A 17,809-nucleotide genomic window follows, 5' to 3' on the forward strand; every position below is an offset into this window, starting at 1 on the left:
GGGTTAAGTAAAGAAAAGTGTGTCCGCATGCCACCATAACCCCAGACCACACACCACAAATCACCAAAGAATAGCTCCCCGAAAGCTATTACCCACACCATCCCACACCTCCGGCCACATTTGTGCTAACCGCACACCGGTTGGATTAAAGGATGACCACCAACCGCCCCAGCTGCCCACTATGCGGCAACAACACAAAGAAAAACGGCACCACCAGCAAATCAACCACCCGTTGGCGCTGCACCCACTGCGGACACTCCTTTACCCGCAACACCCAAACCCACAACAAAAACACCGCCACCATGGCTTTGTTCATCCAATGGGCCACCGGCACCCAATCTCTAACCACCTTCGCCGCACACCATGGCGTAACCAGGCAAACCATGCACCACCGATTCCGATGGTGCTGGTGGATCATCCCCACACCCACCATCGACTCATTCCGCATCCATGACCAAATCTTCCTCGACGCGACCTATCTAAAGTCCGGATGCCTCCTGATCGCAGCCAGTAAAACCCACGTCATCAACTGGACCTGGGCCAGACACGAAACCACCGCCGCCTACACCGAACTCCTACGCCCCATTGCCGCACCACTAATCGCAGTCACAGACGGCGGACAAGGTGCCCAATCAGCCATCCACCACTGCTGGCCAACAACACGCATCCAACGCTGCCTCGTCCACGCCCAACGAACAGTCCGCCGCCACACCACCAGCAACCCCCGCACCGATGCCGGCAAAACCCTCTACCGCCTAGCCCTGAAACTCACTCGCATCACCGACCTTGACCAAGCATCCACATGGGTCGCCCACCTGCACGAATTCGACCACACCTACCGGGAATGGATGAACGAGAAAACCACCATCAAAGACCCCGTTACCGGCGCCTACACCAAGGTCTACACCCACCAACGCGTCCGAGCGGCCTATCAATCATTGCTATCTCTGCACCGCAGAGACCTGCTGTTTACCTACCTGCAACCCCCACCAACAACCATCGACCCCGACAACCTTGCAGCAACAACAAACAGCCTCGAAGGTGGCATCAACGCCCCCATAAAAGAACTAGCCCGCAGACACCGCGGACTATCACTACCGCATCAACGCACAGTGATGGATTGGTGGCTGTATCTACATACAGAAGTCCCTGACGATCCGGTCAAGATCGCCAGGGACCAACGATGGGGTCAAGACGCACTTTCCACAGCAACAGACCTGATCACCCACAACACCACAGCCACTACCAATGACATCGGTGCACCAGCAGAATACGACACCGCCATCGACACCAGCTACCAACACAACCTCGGCATCCAAAAAGGCTGGATCAAATAACCGCAACACGCCCGGAAAAGACACACTTTTCTTTACTTAACCCTACACTGCAAATCCACTCACCTGCATAAATACAAGAAAACCCCCGGCGTAAACCGGGGGTTTTCACTCTGCGGAGGATGTGGGATTTGAACCCACGAGGGATGTGACTCCCGCACGCGTTCCAGGCGTGTGACATAGGCCGCTAGTCGAATCCTCCAACGTCGTTAAAGACTACCCAACAAACCTCATTTTCCCAAAACGCGCCCCCTACCTGGGAAAACGAGGCATTTAAGCGACACTTCCGCGCAACCGGTGCCACCAACAGCAACCAACTCCGGTTGCCGGCTGCCGGCTGCCGACTGCTGTTTCGCCCCCACTCCCGGAATTTTTCCGGGAGTTACTTAGCCAGCCGAGCAATCGCCGCCGAGGCCTCCTCCAGCTTGGCGTCCAACTCCTCCGGGCCGCCCTCAGCCGCATGCACCACACAGTGATGGAGGTGAGCATCCAGAAGAGTTAACGCCAACGACTTCAACGCCGAATTCACCGCCGAAATCTGGGTCAAAACATCGATACAGTACTCTTCGTTCTCAATCATCCGACCAATGCCACGAACCTGCCCCTCAATGCGACGGATACGGGATTCATAACGCCGCTTCTCCACGAGATAACCGGGATCAGTGGTGTCATGGCAGCAAGAATCGTCGTCAAGCGAATGCGATTGCGACGAACAACAAGACTCACTCATGAGTTACTCCTTTTTGAATAGCTGGTTGACTCGGAGAAAAACCGCGCAGACGCAGACTGTTGCCGACCACAAAAACCGACGAAAACGCCATCGCAGCGCCAGCCAACATCGGATTCAACAACCCCAGCGCGGCGACAGGAATTGCCAAAACGTTGTAGAAAAACGCCCAAAAAAGATTCGAACGAATCGTGCGGAGCGTCCGGCGTGACAACCGCAGCGCATCCGCAGCCGCCAACAGATCACCACGCACCAGCGTGATATCCGCAGCCTCCATCGCCACATCGGTGCCCGTGCCCATCGCCATGCCCAAATCCGCCTGCGCAAGAGCCGCAGCATCATTGATGCCATCGCCGACCATCGCCACACACGCGCCGCCAGCCTGCAACTTCTCAATCGTCGCGACCTTATCCTCCGGCATCACTCCCGAAATCACATCCTCGCGAGCAATACCGACCTCATCTGCGACCCGAAACGCCGGGCCGGCGGCGTCGCCGGTCAGCAGAATCGGCCGCACCCCCCACTCCCGGAATTTCGCGACCGCAGCCGCCGACGTCGGCTTCACCGAATCCGACACCTCCAACGTGCCCAGGAGCTCGCCGTCGCGGCGCACCGCAACCACCGTCCCCCCACTCCCGGAATTTTCCCCGGAGCGGCCGACCTCGATGCGGTGGCCGTCTACGGTGCCCTCAACCCCCACTCCCGGAATATCCCGGAAATCAGAAACCGGGAGTAGAGAATCCGGATCCGCCGCGCGCACAATCGCCTGCGCAATCGGGTGGTGCGACGCCGCTTCCACCGAAGCGGCAAGTGGCAGCAGATTTTCGGGAGTGGGAGGGACCTCCGTCACCTCCATCACACCCGTAGTCACCGTGCCGGTCTTATCCAGCACAACCGTGTCGACCTTCCGCGCCGACTCCAGCACCTCCGGGCCGCGCAGCAACACACCCGCCTTGGCACCTTCACTCGTGCCGACCAGGAGCGCTGTGGGCGTCGCTAAGCCAAGCGCACACGGGCACGCGATGATGAGCACGGCGACCGCAGCCGTGACCGCCTCACTCGCGCCGTGCCCCGTAAACAACCACGCGCCCAGCGTGACCGCGGCGATCGCGATGACGGCGGGCACGAACACTCCCGAAACCCGATCCGCCAGCCGCTGCACCGGCGCCTTACCCGTCTGCGCCGCCTCGACCATCGCCGCCATCTGCGCCAACTGCGTCTCCGAGCCCACGCGCGTCGCCCGCACGAGCAGCCGCCCAGACGTATTGATCGTCGCCCCCGTCACCTCATCGCCAGGGCCGACCTCGACAGGCATCGGTTCGCCGGTCAGCATCGACGCATCCACCGCCGACGCGCCCTCCACGACAACGCCGTCCGTCGCGATCTTCTCACCAGGCCTAACGACGAACACCACTCCCGGACGGAGCTGTTCCACGGGCAGCCGCTTCTCCACTCCCGAACTTTCGAGAACGGAGACATCCTTGGCGCCAAGCTTCATCAACTCCCGGAGTGCCTGACCGGCGTTGCGCTTGGAGCGCTTCTCGAAGTAACGACCAATCAGCACAAACATGATGATGCCGGCCATCGCCTCGAGGTAGATGTTCATATCGGCATCACCAGGAGTGACCGTGAAGTGGAACTCGTGCTTGAGCCCCGGCAGCCCGGCACGCCCGAAGAACAACGCCCACACACTCCAGAGGAACGAAGCGGTCGTCCCCATAGTGATTAGCGTGTCCATGGTGACCTCGCCATGACGCAGATTCTTCAGTGTCGCGCGGTGGAACGGCCAGCCGGCCCACACAAAGACCGGCGCCGAGAGCGTGAGACACAGCCACTGCCAATTAGTGAACTGGAGGGCAGGAATCATCGACATTGCGATGACGGGAGCAGTGAGGATGACAGCGCCGATGACTCGGTTGCGCAGGTCTTCCAGCTCCCGGTCTTTCCCTTCGGGAGCAGCACCCGGTTCCTGTTCGGGCTCCTCCTGCGGAAGCTCAGCGGTGTACCCCGCTGCCACGATTGTGTCGATCAGTTGCTGCGGGTTGATGTCCGCCGGCGCCTCCACATGCGCCTTCTCGGTCGCATAGTTCACGCTCGCGTTAACGCCATCAAGTTTGTTCAGCTTGCGTTGGATACGGTTTGCGCACGACGCACACGTCATCCCGCCGACGGGGATATCAAGGGTGAGAAGTTGCTGCTCAGACATCCGCTTTCCTCCTTGGGGGTTTAGTTTGCGACCGCCTTGTAGCCAGCTTCATCCACTGCTGCGATTACGGCAGCGGTGTCAATGTCTGCATCCGAGGTCACGGAAAGGAAATTCCGGGAGCGGTCAACCTGGACATCAGTGATTCCCGGGAGTTCAGAGACTTCCTCCCGCACCGATGCCTCGCAGTGTCCGCATGTCATGCCAGTAACAGTAAAAGTTTGATTAGCCATACCCCAATATATACCCCCTATGGGTATATCTGTAAAGCTATTCGCGCTGACGGTAGCCCGAGTAGGCCCGCCCCGCGAGAGCTGTCGGGAAGGCAAGGTTGAATTCGGGCGGCGCGTGCGGAGACGGCGGGTGGCGGTAGACCGCGCCGGAGCCGTCGTCACGCTCGAGGTGCCCGTTGAGGCCTTGCCTGTCGTCATCGTTGGCGGCGTTGTGTTCTTTGCAGGTCATGACCATGTTTTCCATAGTCGTGGCGCCGCCGTTTTTCCTGGCGACCAGGTGATGGGCCTGCCCAGCGTGGGCGGGGCGCGGGCACCCGGGCCACGCGCAGATGGGGTTGTCGAGGATCATCGCGATGCGCTGTTCCTCCGTCGCCAGGCGCGGGTTGTGTATCGGGAGTAGGTCGGTCGGCGTGTTGTGCTCGTCGTAGACCAGCACCCAGCCGGTGTCCGCGAGCAATGCCTCGACGAATTGTCCGGGAGTGAGGACGGAGCCGTTGGAGGTCGCCGCAAACCGCGGACTGTACTCCACGATGTCTTGCGCGGTTACGATGAGCGCGGGCTGGTAACGGAGCTTGTCGACGTCGTCAAGCGGCCCCTCCGACCCGTGTGCCAAGCGTTCTGCCAGCGCCTGACCGACACACCGATCCCGGGTGTAATCCTCGTGCGCTTTGGCGATTTCAGCTGCGCGCACGGTCAGCGGCGCGACCAGGTCGTCAATCATGTTCGCCGGACCGGTGACCTGCAGATGCTTCATCCCGCGGATGTCCGGATTCCGGGAGACGTGGGCGCGCAGGTGCTGCGGCGGCTCGTCGGTGCGGTTGAGCTCCTTGACCTTGGTGCGCATGTAGGTGTCGAGGCCCTCGAAGTCGTAGGCCGCGGCAGCGCGGGTGAAGTCCAGGCGGTAGTACTCCCGGATTTCGACGTTGTTGAGTTGCCCGGAGCGCTTGTCGATCTGCATGACCGTGTCCAGCGACAGCTTCAGCTCCCGGGCGATCGCGACGGCCTTGTCGCGGGATTCGACGTCAACATCCTTCTCGACCGTGCCGAACAGCCGCTCGGCACAGCGCAGCAGGCGCTTGAGGCGGAAGGGGTCGAAGCCGATGCTGGCTGCCAACTCCCGGTGCCCGGTGGATTTTTCCGGGAGTGCGGCGCGCAGGTCGGCGAGCACGTCAATCCCCCGTGTCGCCAGCGCGCTGAGCAGTCCCAATGTCGTCATGGGGCTAAGGCTAGTTTCCGGGAGTGGGCGGCTTCAATCGCTTTTTGGCGTTGTCCACAGCCGTCGTAAAGCATGCACAATCTGCACAAACGGGCTTGACGACGCACTCCCGAAAGTGCCCTACCGGAACGCGACCTCTCCCACCGGCCGACGTAACTTCCGGGAGTGGAGGGTGTCGGGAGCCGCGGCCATGTCCTCGCACGCGCGCACGGCGGCCATGAGGTGCTCTTCCTTGGAGGACTGGTAGAACTCGCGGGCGGATTTCGGGAGTTTGGGTTTGTCGTGCAGCGGCATGTCGGAGACGCTGAGCAGCGCGCCGTAGGGCACCCGGAAGCGGTAGCCGTTGGCAGCGATGGTGGCGGATTCCATTTCGACGCCGATGGCGGTGGATTTCTGCAGCTCTCGGTAGAGGTCGGTCTGGGAGCGCCACTCCCAGTTGCGGTCGGAGGTCGACAGCACGGTGCCGGTGCGCAGGCGCTTTTTCAGTTCGTCGCCGGTGAGTCCGGAGACGCGGGCGAGCGCGTTAGTGACAGCGAGCTGAATTTCCGCAATTGGCGGGATGGGTTTTTCCAGGGGCACGTAGTTGTCGAGGACTCCGTCGGCGCGGTCGTAGCCGTTGGCGAGAATCATGTCGCCGATGCGCATGCGACCGTCGAGACCGGCGCAGTGTCCGACCATCATCCAGCAGTGCGGGCGCGTGACGGCGAGGCAGTCGGTGATGGTTTTGGCGTTCGAGGGGCCGACGCCGATGTCGATGATGGTGATGCCGCATTGGTCGTCGCGGAGCAAGTGGTACGCCGGCATCTGCGAGGCGTGCGCGTGCTGACGGCAAACTCCGGGAGTGGGGATGGCGCCGATGTCGTAGCGCTGCCCACCCGGGCACGCCAGCGCCGTGTACCCGTGCGGATTTCCGGGAGTGAGGGTGGCGGCGTATTCGAGGAACACGTCCGTGTGCAGCTGGTAGTTGGTAAATAGCACGAAGCGCTGGATGTTTGCGGCGTGCGACCCGGTGTAGTGCTCGAGGCGCTGGAGGGCGAGGTCGATGCGCTGGGCGGTAAAAAGGCTCAAAGGTTTGATGAGCAGGCCCAGGTAGTCGGCTTCACCGTCGGCGATGGTGTCGTCGATGCTGGCGGAGTCGATGGGGGTAAACGTCTTCTCCACTGCCGCCAGCATGCTTGCCGACGCCCCTTCCCTCCCCGCCGCTTCCTCGGCGGCCGCGTCGAATCCGCGGCACATCCGGAGTGGGATGGGCTGGTCGGAGACGCGCACCTCGACTTCGCCGCCGTGGTTGGCGAGCAGGTCGTTGATTTGCTCGATGAGGTAGGTGCGGAACATCACCGGGCGGGTGATGGTGGTGGCATACACTCCCGGACGGTCGACGAAGCCGTGTGACAGGGAGGGGTCGACATCCTCGACGGCGCTGCCGGCCGGGACGGTGAAGCGTAGTTCGGGGTAGTAGGCGCGCACCGGCCCACTCCCGGAATTTCCTTCGGTGGCGGCGGTGTACTGCTCGACTAGGTAGGCCATCCCTGCCCGGTGGATTTCGGTGAGCCGGTCGACGGCCGCGGTGGCGTCGGCGTAGAAGTCGCCTTCGCCTTCGGTGGGCCAGAACGGGGGTGTTGCGGAGTCTCGTACCTGCATAGCCCAAGGCTAGGCGGAGAGGTTCCCGCGCGCATCCGCGCCGCGCTCATCACGCCAGGCACGCGCACGAAACCAGCAGCTCAGTGCCGGCTCCACACTCCTTCGCGGCTGCGGCGGACCTCAAAGACCTGGTGCACATGGTAGCCGCCAATGGTGGGGATGGTGAGGAAGTGGCGGCCGTCGTCAAGCTCGTGCCAGAGGATGCGGCCGTAGCGTACGCCGTCGCGGACGTGGGCGCTGAGGTAGTCGGCGCGTTGCTGGCCGCGGAGGGTGGCGTAGAAGGCGGGGTCGACGGGTAGTTGGACGAGATTCCGGGAGTGGGGGTCGATGTCGGCTTCTTGCAGCCGAATGGCGACGGGTCGGCCGTCGACGAGAAGGTCAGCGGTGTGACGGCTCAGGTGGATGATGTGGACGTCGCTTATTGAGGTGTGCATTTGGCGCTCCTATTCGCTCTTCCCCGCAGGAGGTCTGTGGGGCTGATCTTCCTTTGGGGCACCGGGTCCGCGAATCGGGCGGTTGCCTATCGACGCTGTCAAAGGCCATTTCTCGTCGATATCTTGTGATCGTGTCGCCCACCCTAACACCAACTAGACAGCTTTGTCTACCATCGCACACACGCTTTACGACGAGGCCCCCGCCCCGCCACTCCCGGAAGCTACCGCCTTCCACCTCGCCCGCTGACTACCCCTTCCCCGTCAGCACCAGGACCACCAGCGCCACGTTGAGCGCGATGATGAGCCCGCAGATTACCCACGCGACCCGGCGCAGTAGTGGGGTGTTGGCCCAGATGCCCATCTCGGCACGCGAGGAGGTCATGCGCACCAGCGGGACCAGCGCAAACGGGATGCCAATCGACAGCACCACCTGGCTGAGCACCAGCGCCCACGTCGGCTCCACGCCGCTGGCGATAATGAGCAGCGCCGGAATGATGGTGACTATTCGGCGCACCAGCAACGGCACGTGCACCTTCAGCAGGTCGCGCATAATCAGGTCACCGGCGTAGCAACCGACAGAGGACGACGCCAGCCCGGAGGCCAACAACCCAACGCCGAAGAGCACGCCCACCACGGGGCCAAGCACGCTGGTCACGGCAGCGTGAGCGCCTTCGATGGAGTCAGTCCCCTCCACTCCCGGAAGTGCTTCGGCCGCGAGACACAGCATGCCGATATTCACCGACCCGGCCAGCACGAGGGCACCGAAGACATCGATACGCGTGGCCCGTAGGTGCTGACGCAGCGAAGCATCATCCTCCACCTTGTACTCGCGGTCGCGCACCAGCCCGGAGTGCAGGTAGACCGCATGCGGCATCACGGTCGCACCCAGCATGGATGCCGCCAGCACCACGGTGTGCGCGCCTTGGAAGCGCGGCAGAATTCCGCTGGCCATCTCCCCGAGACTCAGGCCCGTGACAAACAGCCCGGCCAGGAACCCCACGGTAATGACCAGCAGGAACGCCACAATCACGCCCTCAAAAGTGCGTTGCGAACGCCCACCCTGCAGCAGCAACAGCCCCAGCGAGACCACACCGACAATGACACCGCCAAGCAGCATCGGCGTCCCAAAGAGCAGGTACAGCGCCGTGGCGCCACCAATAATTTCCGCCACATCCGTCGCTGCCGCCACAATCTCGGCCTGCACCCAGTACGCCAGCCGCCCCGGCCGGTTCGAACCGAAGCGGTCGGCGACACCTTCGGTCAGCGACCGCCCCGTCACCAGGCCGTACTTCGCCGACAGGTACTGCACAACCATCGCCATGAGGTTGGACACCACCAACACCCACAGCAGCAGATACCCGTAGCTCGCGCCCGCGGACAGGTTCGCAGCCACATTTCCGGGGTCCACGTAGGCAATCGCTGCCACAAAAGCAGGCCCCAGCAGACTCATCATGGGCTTGCGGTTTTTCTCGCTTGACGACGTCACTTGCGACCCTTGTGCCCCTGAATCATTCACCCGGCCATTATTTCACGGCCTCGACACTAAATCTTCAATCAGCCCAAAATTTGGGCAGCCATGGTGCCACCGAGATTTACCAGGCGGTCGGAGATGTCGTCGTCAAGCGAACCGACAAACACGACGGGCTCGGCCGCAAGCTCCCACTTGTAGCCGGTCGTGATGGTTTTCATGGCGTTTTCCGCCCCGGTGGTGTCGAAGCCGCCGCGGATCCAGTAGGAAAATGGCAGCCCCTTGGTAACTTCCTGCGCCTCCCGGAAGGTGGTGTCGAAGAAGTGCTTGAGCGCGCCGGAGATGTATCCAAAGTTGGCGGAGGTGCCGAGCAGGATAGCGTCAGCGCTGGTCAGGTCATCGATGGTGGCGTCGAGAGCCTCGACAACCTTGACATCCACGCCCTCTAGCGCGGGATCGTTGGCGCCCTCGAGCGCGTGACTTAAGACCTCCTGCAGGAGCGGGGTCGGGGAATGGTGGACGACTAGAAGAGTAGGCATGTCCCGAGGGTAACGAAGCGGCCCCTAGAAAATCACCTGTTCGCGAGGAATTTCCAGACCCGCACGCAGGGCTTCCGGGAGGTCAGCGATGGAGTCGAGCTCTACGCCCCCGCCACCATCACTACCGTTACCGCCACTCAGCGAATCCAAAATCCACCGCTGCGCCGCCTCCACGGACACCTCGCCGAGAGTCACGTCGCCATCACGCTTGGACAACCGCCGCCCTTCAGAGTTCACCACCAGCGGCACGTGCACGAACGAAGGCGTCGCATACCCCAAAAGACCAGCTAAGTACGCCTGGCGCGGGGCGGAGGACATCAGGTCATCGCCACGCACAACCTCGGTCACCCCCTGCTCGGCATCGTCGACGACGACGGCGAGGTTGTAGGCCCACATGCCATCGGCACGCTGGAGGACAAAGTCATCAATCGGAGCGGTGATTTCTCCATGCAGCTCATCGGCCGCAGTCCCCTCACTCACCTGCGATTTCAGGCGTATCGACGGCCTTCTTCCCGCTGCCGCAAATTCGGCTTTCTTCGCGGAGAGGTGCTCGTCGTCAAGCGAACGGCACGTGCCGGGATACTGACCTGGCACGCCATGTGGCGCGGAGGAGGCGGCGAGGATTTCGCGGCGCGTGCAGAAGCAGGGATAGGTCAGGCCGCGTTGCGTGAGGTCGGCAAGCGCGGATTCATACAGGTCAGAGCGTTCTGACTGGCGGACCGGGGCGCCATCCCAGTCGATGCCGATGGCCTCGAGATCGGCGAGCTGCTGCGCCTCATACTCGGGGCGGGAGCGTTGGCGGTCGATATCCTCGATACGCACGATGAAGCGGCCACCCTGCGCGCGGGCGTGCGCCCAGGCGAGAACCGCGGTGCGCAGGTTTCCCAGGTGCAGCCGACCGGTCGGCGAAGGGGCATAGCGGCCGGTGGGTAAAGTGGAATTAGTCAACCGTTGGGAACTGGTCACAGGAATATGTTAGCGAGACCCCAAGATGATAGTTGAAATCTTGGGGAAAGATTTCCGGTTGAATAACTCAAATCATCTTGGAGGAAATTCATCTTTTACTCGAAAGACATTCATACCCTCTCAATAAAATCAAGGGTCTAATGTATGCGTGACTTTTGTAGGCGGATCTTTTAGAGGAGAACAATGTCATCACGTTTGCGCGTAAATTGGCTAGCATCGATTTCCATTATCGGACTAGTCGTGAGCCTCCTCTGTCTCCTGGGCATCGCAAATGGGATGTACACATTGAGCAAACTAGCTAACCAGACTGCCGTTATGAGTACAGCAGCTATTACAGCTAAGACAGATCGTGCGCTGCTCTACTGCCTAATTGCTCTTGCCGGCATGATTGTGAGCTGTTTTACATTTATTGTTAATAGGATTCGCAGTAAGCGTGGAGCCAAGAAAAAATAATTAAACCCGTTCATCCTCTAGCTCCCGCGGACTCGAGCTCACAGAGGAAAACAAATTCGATAGTCTTCGCGGAGAGGCGCTCACCGTCAAGCGAACGATACGTGACGGGGTACTGACCTGGCACGCCATGCGGTGCGCAGGTTTCCCAGGTGCAGCCGACCGGTCGACAAGGGAGCGTATCGGCCGACGATTGGATTAGACGACATGGCTACAACGATAGTTAATGTCGCGCGCTCTACGTAGCTGCCGTAGTTTTCGTAGCCGCCGTGGCTTTCACAGCTTGCCGACTACCCGCCACTGCAACCGCAACGGATAGCGCTGCGAATGCGATACACACAATTCCAACCACCGCGCTACTTCCGCCACTCAGCCCCGCCGCGAGCGGGCCAACTGCCGTTCCCACATAGCCCACGATGTAGTAGCTGGAAACAGTCGCAGCAAGATTCTCTCCACGTGCCGCTTCCGAAACTCGCAGCAACGAATACTTGAAAGAAATCCCTTGGCCGACACCACAGATAGCGGTTGCAATAATCAGCAAAACAGCAGTTGAACTAAGCAAACTCAGTGTTACGCCACCCAGCCCGAGCGCGAGAATCACCAACCCCACTGGATACGAAACCCGCTGCACCCTCCGCCCGAGCATCACCTGAGTCACTGCCGATACCCCGAGCATCAAAGCTGTAATCGACGCAATCTTCAGCTGCGTATCGAAGCCCATATCCTTCGCAGCCAAGGGGACTACGGACTGAAAGAGCCCGTTGACTCCATATGCACAGCCAATCGCTAACGCTCCCGGAATGAAAACTCGAATCACATCCCGAGCCACACCAAACTGCGGCCGCCAACTCACTGAATTTCTCTCGAAGCTACGCTCCCGCACCCGAGCGACACCAACCATCGACACCACGGTGAGCGCTGCGTAAATCCAATACGGCATCTGCAGCGGCGACGATGAAAACTGTGCCACCACAGCCGAGGCCAACGGCCCCAGCGCCAATGCCCCGGAAACAGCAACCGTGCTTGTGAGCGCACCGATCTGCGTGAACAATTTTTCCTGCAGTAAAGCAGTAAAAGAGCCGGTTGCTAACCCTACGGAAAAGCCTGACACAATTCGGGCGAGATATAAGACGGCCTCATGTGAATCGACCAGCGCCGCTGCCAAGAACATCAGTGTTGAGACCAAGGACAACCCCATGCTGGTAAGCGCAATGGGTTTTCGCCCGAGTGAATCGGACAAGTGGCCGTAGGTCAGCGTAACGATGACCCCTACTGCGTAACAGGCAAAAACCACCACGGTTTTATCGGTGCTCAGCCCCCAGTCGCGCTGGTAGATGGCATATAGTCCGGAAGGCATCGTACTGCCAATCACCACGATGACCAGCCCCAGCGCGAGCGCTGCTCCATCTCGGACGTTGGCGGTTTTTACAGCACCCGCAGCCTTTGTAGCGTTCACGCGAGTATCAGCAGCATCTGCTGTGCTCGCAGCCTTCGCGTCACCTGCCGTACCTGTCATCTCCACCCCTCCGGCCATTTCATACTTTCTGATTATAGAAAGTATGTTTTCACAAAATAGCTTGGATGACTAGACTTTCGACAGAACTAACCCGCAGCACCTTACGTCGGCACGCCTAAACAAACCGCAAAATGGCCGGTCATCCCACCCTTTCACTCACAGCCACTTGCCTCCATGACCACAAAGTGATTCGCTAACACCATGAAACAGCGCACGTACTTCGAGCAGGCAGCCGCAATCGCCGCGGAATGCTCGTCTCCCGTGCGCCTGGCAATCCTGGAGTATCTCCTCAAAAATGGTCCGACTCGCGTGCGCAGCCTCGCCGAGTCCACCAACATCGCCGAATCGACGCTGTCCAACAATCTTCGACGCCTCCGCGAAGCCGAAATTGTCGATGTCGAGCGACAAGGGAAGAGCGCGACCTACTCCATCGCTAACCCCTCAATACGCCAGGTAATTGCCAATCTTTTCCAGGCTGCCGGCGCCGACACTGCCGCACCCATCCCAGAGCACCAACCAGCAGTTACCTTCGCCCGGTCTTGCTACGACCACCTAGCAGGATCCCTCGGAGTACAACTCACTCGGGCCCTTTTCGCCAAAGAAGCACTCATCACCGACGCCGGGGACGTCACCTTTGGCCCCAACGCCGAGAAATGCTTCGCCTACCTCGGCACTGGCCTATCCAGCCTCGACGCAAGCAGGAAGACAGCGTTCCTCTGCAAGGACTGGACACACGCCGACTCTCACCTGGCCGGATCGCTCGGCGCCGCGCTCCTGCGTGGCCTCATTTCAAAGGGTTGGTTGACCCCAATCCCCAATTCCCGCGGACTCGAACTCACGGCAGAAGGCAAAGTCGGCCTCGAAGACTTCATCGGCACTCGCTTGGAGCCCTAGCCGGCAGGTAACATTCCCTCCCGTGACAAATAACGAAAACCTGCCCAAGTCTGGGCCGGGCAACGCCGAGGCTGCCGCTGTGAGCACCTCGCACGCGCCCGAGAACGCAACTAAGTCCGAATCCACAGCACACACGCCACGCCACATCCCGGTACCGAAATCGCTGTACCCGATGTTCACGGCCATTTTCATTGGCGTGCTGATTGTCTCCAACATCACCGCCACCAAGGGCGTGGAAATCTTCGGCCTGGCCACCGACGGTGCCTTCTTCCTCTTCCCCTTGAGCTACGTCATCGGCGACGTGCTTTCCGAGTGCTACGGCTACAAAGCCACCCGCCGCACCGTGTGGACCGGGTTTGCCATCCTCGCCGGCGCAATGCTCTGCTTCTTTGCCGCCATCAAGCTCCCGGCGGCACCGTGGTACGAGAATCAGGAAGCATTCGCCACTGTGCTGGGCACCGTCCCGCAGCTTGTTCTCGCAGGTCTGGCCGGTTATGTCGTCGGTCAGCTGCTCAACGCCTGGTCGCTCAACGCCATTAAGAAGCGCACTGGCGAAAAGGCTCTCTGGGCGCGCCTGATGGGCTCGACTGTGGTTGGCGAGTTCGTCGATACGCTCATCTTCTGCTCCATCGCCGCCACCGCGATCGGCATCGATACCTGGGGCACCTTCGTCAACTACGTCATCGTCGGTTTCATCTGGAAGACCGCCGTCGAGATTGTAGTCATGCCAGTCACCTACGCCGTCATCGCGTGGGTCAAGCGCCGCGAAGGCTACTACGACACGCACGTTCCCGCTTAACGACGAAAAAAGTGCCGCGACCTCACCTGAGAAGCGAGTAGTCGCGGCACTTTTCTGTTTTACTTCACATCCCGTTTGGCATTGGCCCAATGAGCAACGCCAACCGCCACAACGATCCAGGCCACCAGCACCACGATGTTGAACCACATCGGCTGCGTCATCCCAGCCTCAAACCCGAGGCGTGGATTCTCCGGGTTTGCCATCAGACCGCCCAGCTGCGTTGACAACTGCTGAATGCGTGCACCCGGCGTGACCAGCCACAGTGGCCGGAAAATTGCATACGCGAGCGCCGCGAACTCCAGCATGCTTTCCACCACCAGGATCCACACCAGCGGAATGGCGACAGCGGCCACGCGCGAGCGCGTCAACACTCCCAGCGACATCGCGATTAGTCCAAACACTACAAAGCCAAGCACTCCGGCGAGCATGTCCGTGGCAGCGTCGCCGCCCTTGAACTCCACGCGCGGGGAAACCGTCACCGATAGCCAAGCAAGCGCCACACCAATGACCCAACAGACAGCAATCAGCACAAGGGTCAGCGTCATCCGTGCCGAAAGCCACAGGCTCCTTCGGTCCTGCGTCAAGAACGCATGCGCATTCATCTGATCGTTGTACTCACCCGCCAGGGTGGAGCCACCAAAGGCAATCACGATCATGTTGAAGATCACGGTCCCCAACAGCAGCAATTCCCAATCAGCGGTCGCACCAGCATCCGCCGCCATGCTGAAAGCCGCCATCGGCCCAGCTATCGAGCCCACCAACAACACCACATACACCCACGTGCCACGCAGGCTGGCTAGCTTCGTCCACTCCGACCGCAAAGCGTTTCCAAAACTCATCTCAGTCACTCCCCTACTGCCCAATCGCCTGCGCGCGGTACTCCTGCGATTCCTGGGTCGCAGCCAGGAACTTCTCCTCCAGGTTGTCGCGCTTCGTGTGCAACCGCGTCACCAATAGCCCCTCACGCAAGGCAGCAGCCGCAATGTCGCGGCGGAGTTGCTGCTCGCTGATGCCGTCGTAAAGCTGAATGCGCAATTGCTTATCGACGTCAACCCCACGCGCGACCGGCCCTAACGCCTGCAGCAGCCGAGCGGGGTCATCGACTTCAACTTCGATGACCGTGCCGTCGGAAAGGAATTCATCCATGCTGTACTCGCCGATCATGCGACCGCGGCCGATGACGACGATGCGGTCGGCGGTGAGCTGCATCTCGGAAAGGAGGTGCGACGACACGAGAACTGCACAGCCCTGAGCGGCCAGCGCCTTGATGGTGTGGCGCATCCACGAGACGCCTTCGGGGTCCAGGCCGTTGACCGGCTCATCCAAAATCAGATGCTGCGGCTTGCCGAGCAGAGCCGCTGCCACTCCCAGACGCTGCTTCATGCCCAGCGAGTAGCCGCCGACCTTGTCCTTCGCCGCCTCGGTCATGCCGACCTGCTCAAGGCACTCTTCCACGCGGGTGTCGGGGATGCCAGCGCCGCGGGCGAGGGCCCGCAGATGAGAGCGGCCCGAACGAGCCTTGTTGTGCCAACCGGCATCCAGAATTGCGCCGGCGACGCTGGGCTTATTCTTCAGCGTGGAAAAGGGCTGGTTGCTGTAGGTGTTGCCCTGGGAATCCGTCCCGGTGAACAAGGCCTGGCCCGTGGTCGGGGTATCGAGGCCCAGCATGCAGCGCATGGTGGTGGACTTGCCGGAGCCATTTGGGCCGAGAAAACCTGTCACTACACCGTCGGGAACGGTGAAGGACAGGTCATCGACGGCTAATTTCGAACCGTACTTCTTGCTGAGTCGTTCAACCGTGATCATGTCCTCCATGATGCCGGTTGAGACTGCCCCGCGCAGTAGAGCTAGGTCTAGTTTTGGGCTTCCCCCGGGCCCGCCCAGCCGCCACTTCACGCCACTGGACTGATTCGGGTGTTCCCTGCCACTTCACGCCACTGGTGTCACCTCATGCCACCTCCACAGATGGCACGAGGTGACATGGCTGTCGTGAAGTGCGAAAAGGCAGAAGCCTAGCCCCAGCCCAGCCACAGCCCAACCGACCCAAGCACACCCCAGCCCCCAGCCGAGCCCTAATTCCCCACCGCACGGCCACCGTTGGCGTAGTAGCGGCCCATAAACTCATCGCGATACTCGAAGAACCGGTCCTCCAGGATCGCAGCGCGAATGTTCTCCACCAGCTGCACCATGAAAAACAGGTTGTGAATCGTGCACAGCGTGCCAGCCAGGTACTCCTTGGCCTTCAACAGATGATGCAGGTAGGCCCGGGAATAATTCAGCGAAGTGTAGGAGGGCACCTCCGCATCCACGGGGCGGAAGTCGTTCTTGAAGCGGGCATTCGTCAAGGTCATCCGGCCATCGAGCGTGTACACACCACCACGGCGGGCAAGCCTCGTCGGAGCCACGCAGTCAAAGGTGTCGGCACCGGCCTCGACAGCGGCAAAAATATCGTCCGGCTCGGAAATCCCCAGCAGGTGGCGGGCGCGGTCGTCGGGAAGCTCGTCGTTGACCCAACCGCAGATCAGGCCCAGATTCTGCTTCTCAATCGCCCCACCAATGCCATAGCCGTGGAAGCCGAGCTGGCCGGCATCCTCGAACTCGCGGGAGAGCTCCACCAGCCCGCGGGCGGCCTTGCGGCGCAGGTCTTCGTACTGCGCACCCTGCACGACACCGAATAACTGCTGGATGGGCAACTGGCCGTCGTCAAGCGAATGAACATGCGCATCGACCTGACCGCGCGAAATCGTCAGCTCGTTGTGAGCCTCCAGGCAACGGCGCGCCCAGCGGTGCGTGCGCTCGACGGATGCCTCCTGGTAGCCGCGGGTGTTCATCAGCGTGGTGAGCTCGTCGAACGCCATCATGATGTCGGCGCCCAGCGCGTGCTGAATACGCATGGACACCTCCGGCGTGAAGCGATGCTCGGAGCCATCGATGTGCGAGCGGAAAGTCACGCCGTCCTCGTCGACAAACGCGTTGCGCTCTTTGCCCTCGGCGACGATGTCGTCTTTCTGCATGCCGGTGACGTCCATCGCGAGGGTCTTTTTAAAGCCCGCGCCGAGGCTGAGCACCTGGAATCCGCCGGAGTCGGTGAATGTCGGGCCGTTCCAGTTGGAGAACTTTGCCAACCCGCCGGCCTGGTCGACGATTTCCTCGCCGGGCTGCAGATACAGGTGGTACGCGTTCGACAGCATGGCCTGCGCGCCGGTGGATCGCACCTGCTCGGGCGTGAGCGTCTTCACGGTCGCCTTCGTGCCGACCGGAATGAACGCCGGCGTAGCAATATCGCCATGCGGGGTGTGGATGGTGCCAGCACGTCCGCGCGCGCCTTCGATTTGCTTTACGACGTCAAAGCCCGTCGTCCTCGACTGCGACATGAAGCTCCTTGGTTG

16 protein-coding genes, 1 tRNA gene and 1 riboswitch are annotated in these 17,809 nt (G+C 61.0%); of the genes, 3 read left to right on the top strand and 14 right to left on the bottom strand.

Annotated elements, in window-relative coordinates; translation table 11 throughout:
* The first annotated feature begins 152 nt into the window (after positions 1 to 152).
* Positions 153 to 1,337 carry an IS256-like element IS3503 family transposase gene (locus ADB08_RS08505; protein WP_015382061.1) on the top strand — a complete coding sequence of 395 codons (1,185 nt, stop codon included), beginning with the start codon at positions 153 to 155 and terminating at the stop codon, positions 1,335 to 1,337.
* A gap of 113 nt (positions 1,338 to 1,450) precedes the next feature.
* On the opposite strand, the gene ADB08_RS08510 is transcribed toward ADB08_RS08505, so the two are convergent.
* The 11 genes from ADB08_RS08510 to ADB08_RS08560 all read right to left on the bottom strand — a co-directional run bounded on the left by ADB08_RS08510 (position 1,451) and on the right by ADB08_RS08560 (position 12,727).
* Positions 1,451 to 1,536 (bottom strand) — tRNA-Ser (locus tag ADB08_RS08510).
* 180 nt (positions 1,537 to 1,716) lie between these two features.
* Entirely contained in the window at positions 1,717 to 2,064 is a 348-nt protein-coding gene (locus tag ADB08_RS08515; RefSeq protein WP_065421667.1) for a metal-sensitive transcriptional regulator, read from the bottom strand.
* The gene (locus ADB08_RS08520) at positions 2,057 to 4,267 is read right to left on the bottom strand and encodes a heavy metal translocating P-type ATPase (protein WP_049172420.1); all 2,211 of its coding nucleotides are present in this window, start codon (positions 4,265 to 4,267) and stop codon (positions 2,057 to 2,059) included. Before ADB08_RS08520 ends, ADB08_RS08515 begins: the two co-directional genes overlap by 8 nt.
* 20 nt (positions 4,268 to 4,287) lie before the next feature.
* Positions 4,288 to 4,497: a heavy-metal-associated domain-containing protein gene (locus ADB08_RS08525; protein WP_049172422.1), complete on the bottom strand. Its 210-nt coding sequence runs from the start codon at positions 4,495 to 4,497 to the stop codon at positions 4,288 to 4,290.
* Positions 4,498 to 4,534: 37 nt separating this feature from the next.
* Positions 4,535 to 5,713, bottom strand: coding sequence for an HNH endonuclease signature motif containing protein (locus tag ADB08_RS08530; RefSeq protein WP_049172423.1), 1,179 nt, complete (start codon positions 5,711 to 5,713; stop codon positions 4,535 to 4,537).
* Positions 5,714 to 5,833: 120 nt separating this feature from the next.
* Positions 5,834 to 7,354, bottom strand: a complete 1,521-nt coding sequence (locus ADB08_RS08535; protein WP_049172425.1) for an AMP nucleosidase — start codon at positions 7,352 to 7,354, stop codon at positions 5,834 to 5,836.
* 80 nt (positions 7,355 to 7,434) lie between these two features.
* Positions 7,435 to 7,788, bottom strand: coding sequence for a hypothetical protein (locus ADB08_RS11405; protein WP_080971506.1), 354 nt, complete (start codon positions 7,786 to 7,788; stop codon positions 7,435 to 7,437).
* Between the two features lie 10 nt (positions 7,789 to 7,798).
* Positions 7,799 to 7,919: riboswitch (SAM riboswitch) on the bottom strand.
* Between the two features lie 116 nt (positions 7,920 to 8,035).
* Positions 8,036 to 9,274, bottom strand: coding sequence for an Nramp family divalent metal transporter (locus ADB08_RS08545; protein ID WP_049172430.1), 1,239 nt, complete (start codon positions 9,272 to 9,274; stop codon positions 8,036 to 8,038).
* Between the two features lie 68 nt (positions 9,275 to 9,342).
* Complete coding sequence (locus tag ADB08_RS08550; protein ID WP_016421860.1) at positions 9,343 to 9,795, bottom strand: flavodoxin family protein; 453 nt, start codon at positions 9,793 to 9,795, stop codon at positions 9,343 to 9,345.
* A gap of 24 nt (positions 9,796 to 9,819) precedes the next feature.
* Positions 9,820 to 10,761 (bottom strand): tRNA glutamyl-Q(34) synthetase GluQRS, encoded by a 942-nt coding sequence (gene gluQRS, locus ADB08_RS08555; RefSeq protein ID WP_053087324.1) that lies wholly within the window; start codon positions 10,759 to 10,761, stop codon positions 9,820 to 9,822.
* Between the two features lie 688 nt (positions 10,762 to 11,449).
* Complete coding sequence (locus ADB08_RS08560; RefSeq protein WP_161798519.1) at positions 11,450 to 12,727, bottom strand: MFS transporter; 1,278 nt, start codon at positions 12,725 to 12,727, stop codon at positions 11,450 to 11,452.
* 201 nt (positions 12,728 to 12,928) lie between these two features.
* Here ADB08_RS08560 and ADB08_RS08565 point away from each other — a divergent pair, with 201 nt between their 5' ends.
* Positions 12,929 to 13,621, top strand: coding sequence for an ArsR/SmtB family transcription factor (locus ADB08_RS08565; RefSeq protein WP_049172434.1), 693 nt, complete (start codon positions 12,929 to 12,931; stop codon positions 13,619 to 13,621).
* Between the two features lie 22 nt (positions 13,622 to 13,643).
* Positions 13,644 to 14,420 (top strand): queuosine precursor transporter, encoded by a 777-nt coding sequence (locus tag ADB08_RS08570; protein WP_049172436.1) that lies wholly within the window; start codon positions 13,644 to 13,646, stop codon positions 14,418 to 14,420.
* A 59-nt stretch (positions 14,421 to 14,479) separates the two neighbouring features.
* On the opposite strand, the gene ADB08_RS08575 is transcribed toward ADB08_RS08570, so the two are convergent.
* The 3 genes from ADB08_RS08575 to tgt all read right to left on the bottom strand — a co-directional run bounded on the left by ADB08_RS08575 (position 14,480) and on the right by tgt (position 17,794).
* The gene (locus ADB08_RS08575; protein WP_049172602.1) at positions 14,480 to 15,259 is read right to left on the bottom strand and encodes an ABc transport system integral membrane protein; all 780 of its coding nucleotides are present in this window, start codon (positions 15,257 to 15,259) and stop codon (positions 14,480 to 14,482) included.
* A 13-nt stretch (positions 15,260 to 15,272) separates the two neighbouring features.
* Positions 15,273 to 16,226, bottom strand: coding sequence for an ABC transporter ATP-binding protein (locus tag ADB08_RS08580; RefSeq protein ID WP_049172437.1), 954 nt, complete (start codon positions 16,224 to 16,226; stop codon positions 15,273 to 15,275).
* A gap of 266 nt (positions 16,227 to 16,492) precedes the next feature.
* Positions 16,493 to 17,794 (bottom strand): tRNA guanosine(34) transglycosylase Tgt, encoded by a 1,302-nt coding sequence (gene tgt / locus ADB08_RS08585; RefSeq protein WP_049172440.1) that lies wholly within the window; start codon positions 17,792 to 17,794, stop codon positions 16,493 to 16,495.
* Positions 17,795 to 17,809: the final 15 nt, after the last annotated feature.

The sequence above is a fragment of the Corynebacterium sp. 239_CJEI genome (assembly GCF_001055995.1).
GTDB classification, from domain to species: domain Bacteria; phylum Actinomycetota; class Actinomycetes; order Mycobacteriales; family Mycobacteriaceae; genus Corynebacterium; species Corynebacterium jeikeium_D.

Coding starts and splice junctions, on each gene's coding strand:
- ADB08_RS08505 (WP_015382061.1), top strand. CDS start 153: ATGACCACCAACCGCCCCAGCTGCCCACTATGCGGCAACAACACAAAG.
- ADB08_RS08515 (WP_065421667.1), bottom strand. CDS start 2,064: ATGAGTGAGTCTTGTTGTTCGTCGCAATCGCATTCGCTTGACGACGAT.
- ADB08_RS08520 (WP_049172420.1), bottom strand. CDS start 4,267: ATGTCTGAGCAGCAACTTCTCACCCTTGATATCCCCGTCGGCGGGATG.
- ADB08_RS08525 (WP_049172422.1), bottom strand. CDS start 4,497: ATGGCTAATCAAACTTTTACTGTTACTGGCATGACATGCGGACACTGC.
- ADB08_RS08530 (WP_049172423.1), bottom strand. CDS start 5,713: ATGACGACATTGGGACTGCTCAGCGCGCTGGCGACACGGGGGATTGAC.
- ADB08_RS08535 (WP_049172425.1), bottom strand. CDS start 7,354: ATGCAGGTACGAGACTCCGCAACACCCCCGTTCTGGCCCACCGAAGGC.
- ADB08_RS11405 (WP_080971506.1), bottom strand. CDS start 7,788: ATGCACACCTCAATAAGCGACGTCCACATCATCCACCTGAGCCGTCAC.
- ADB08_RS08550 (WP_016421860.1), bottom strand. CDS start 9,795: ATGCCTACTCTTCTAGTCGTCCACCATTCCCCGACCCCGCTCCTGCAG.
- ADB08_RS08560 (WP_161798519.1), bottom strand. CDS start 12,727: ATGACAGGTACGGCAGGTGACGCGAAGGCTGCGAGCACAGCAGATGCT.
- ADB08_RS08565 (WP_049172434.1), top strand. CDS start 12,929: ATGAAACAGCGCACGTACTTCGAGCAGGCAGCCGCAATCGCCGCGGAA.
- ADB08_RS08575 (WP_049172602.1), bottom strand. CDS start 15,259: ATGAGTTTTGGAAACGCTTTGCGGTCGGAGTGGACGAAGCTAGCCAGC.
- ADB08_RS08580 (WP_049172437.1), bottom strand. CDS start 16,226: ATGATCACGGTTGAACGACTCAGCAAGAAGTACGGTTCGAAATTAGCC.
- tgt (WP_049172440.1), bottom strand. CDS start 17,794: ATGTCGCAGTCGAGGACGACGGGCTTTGACGTCGTAAAGCAAATCGAA.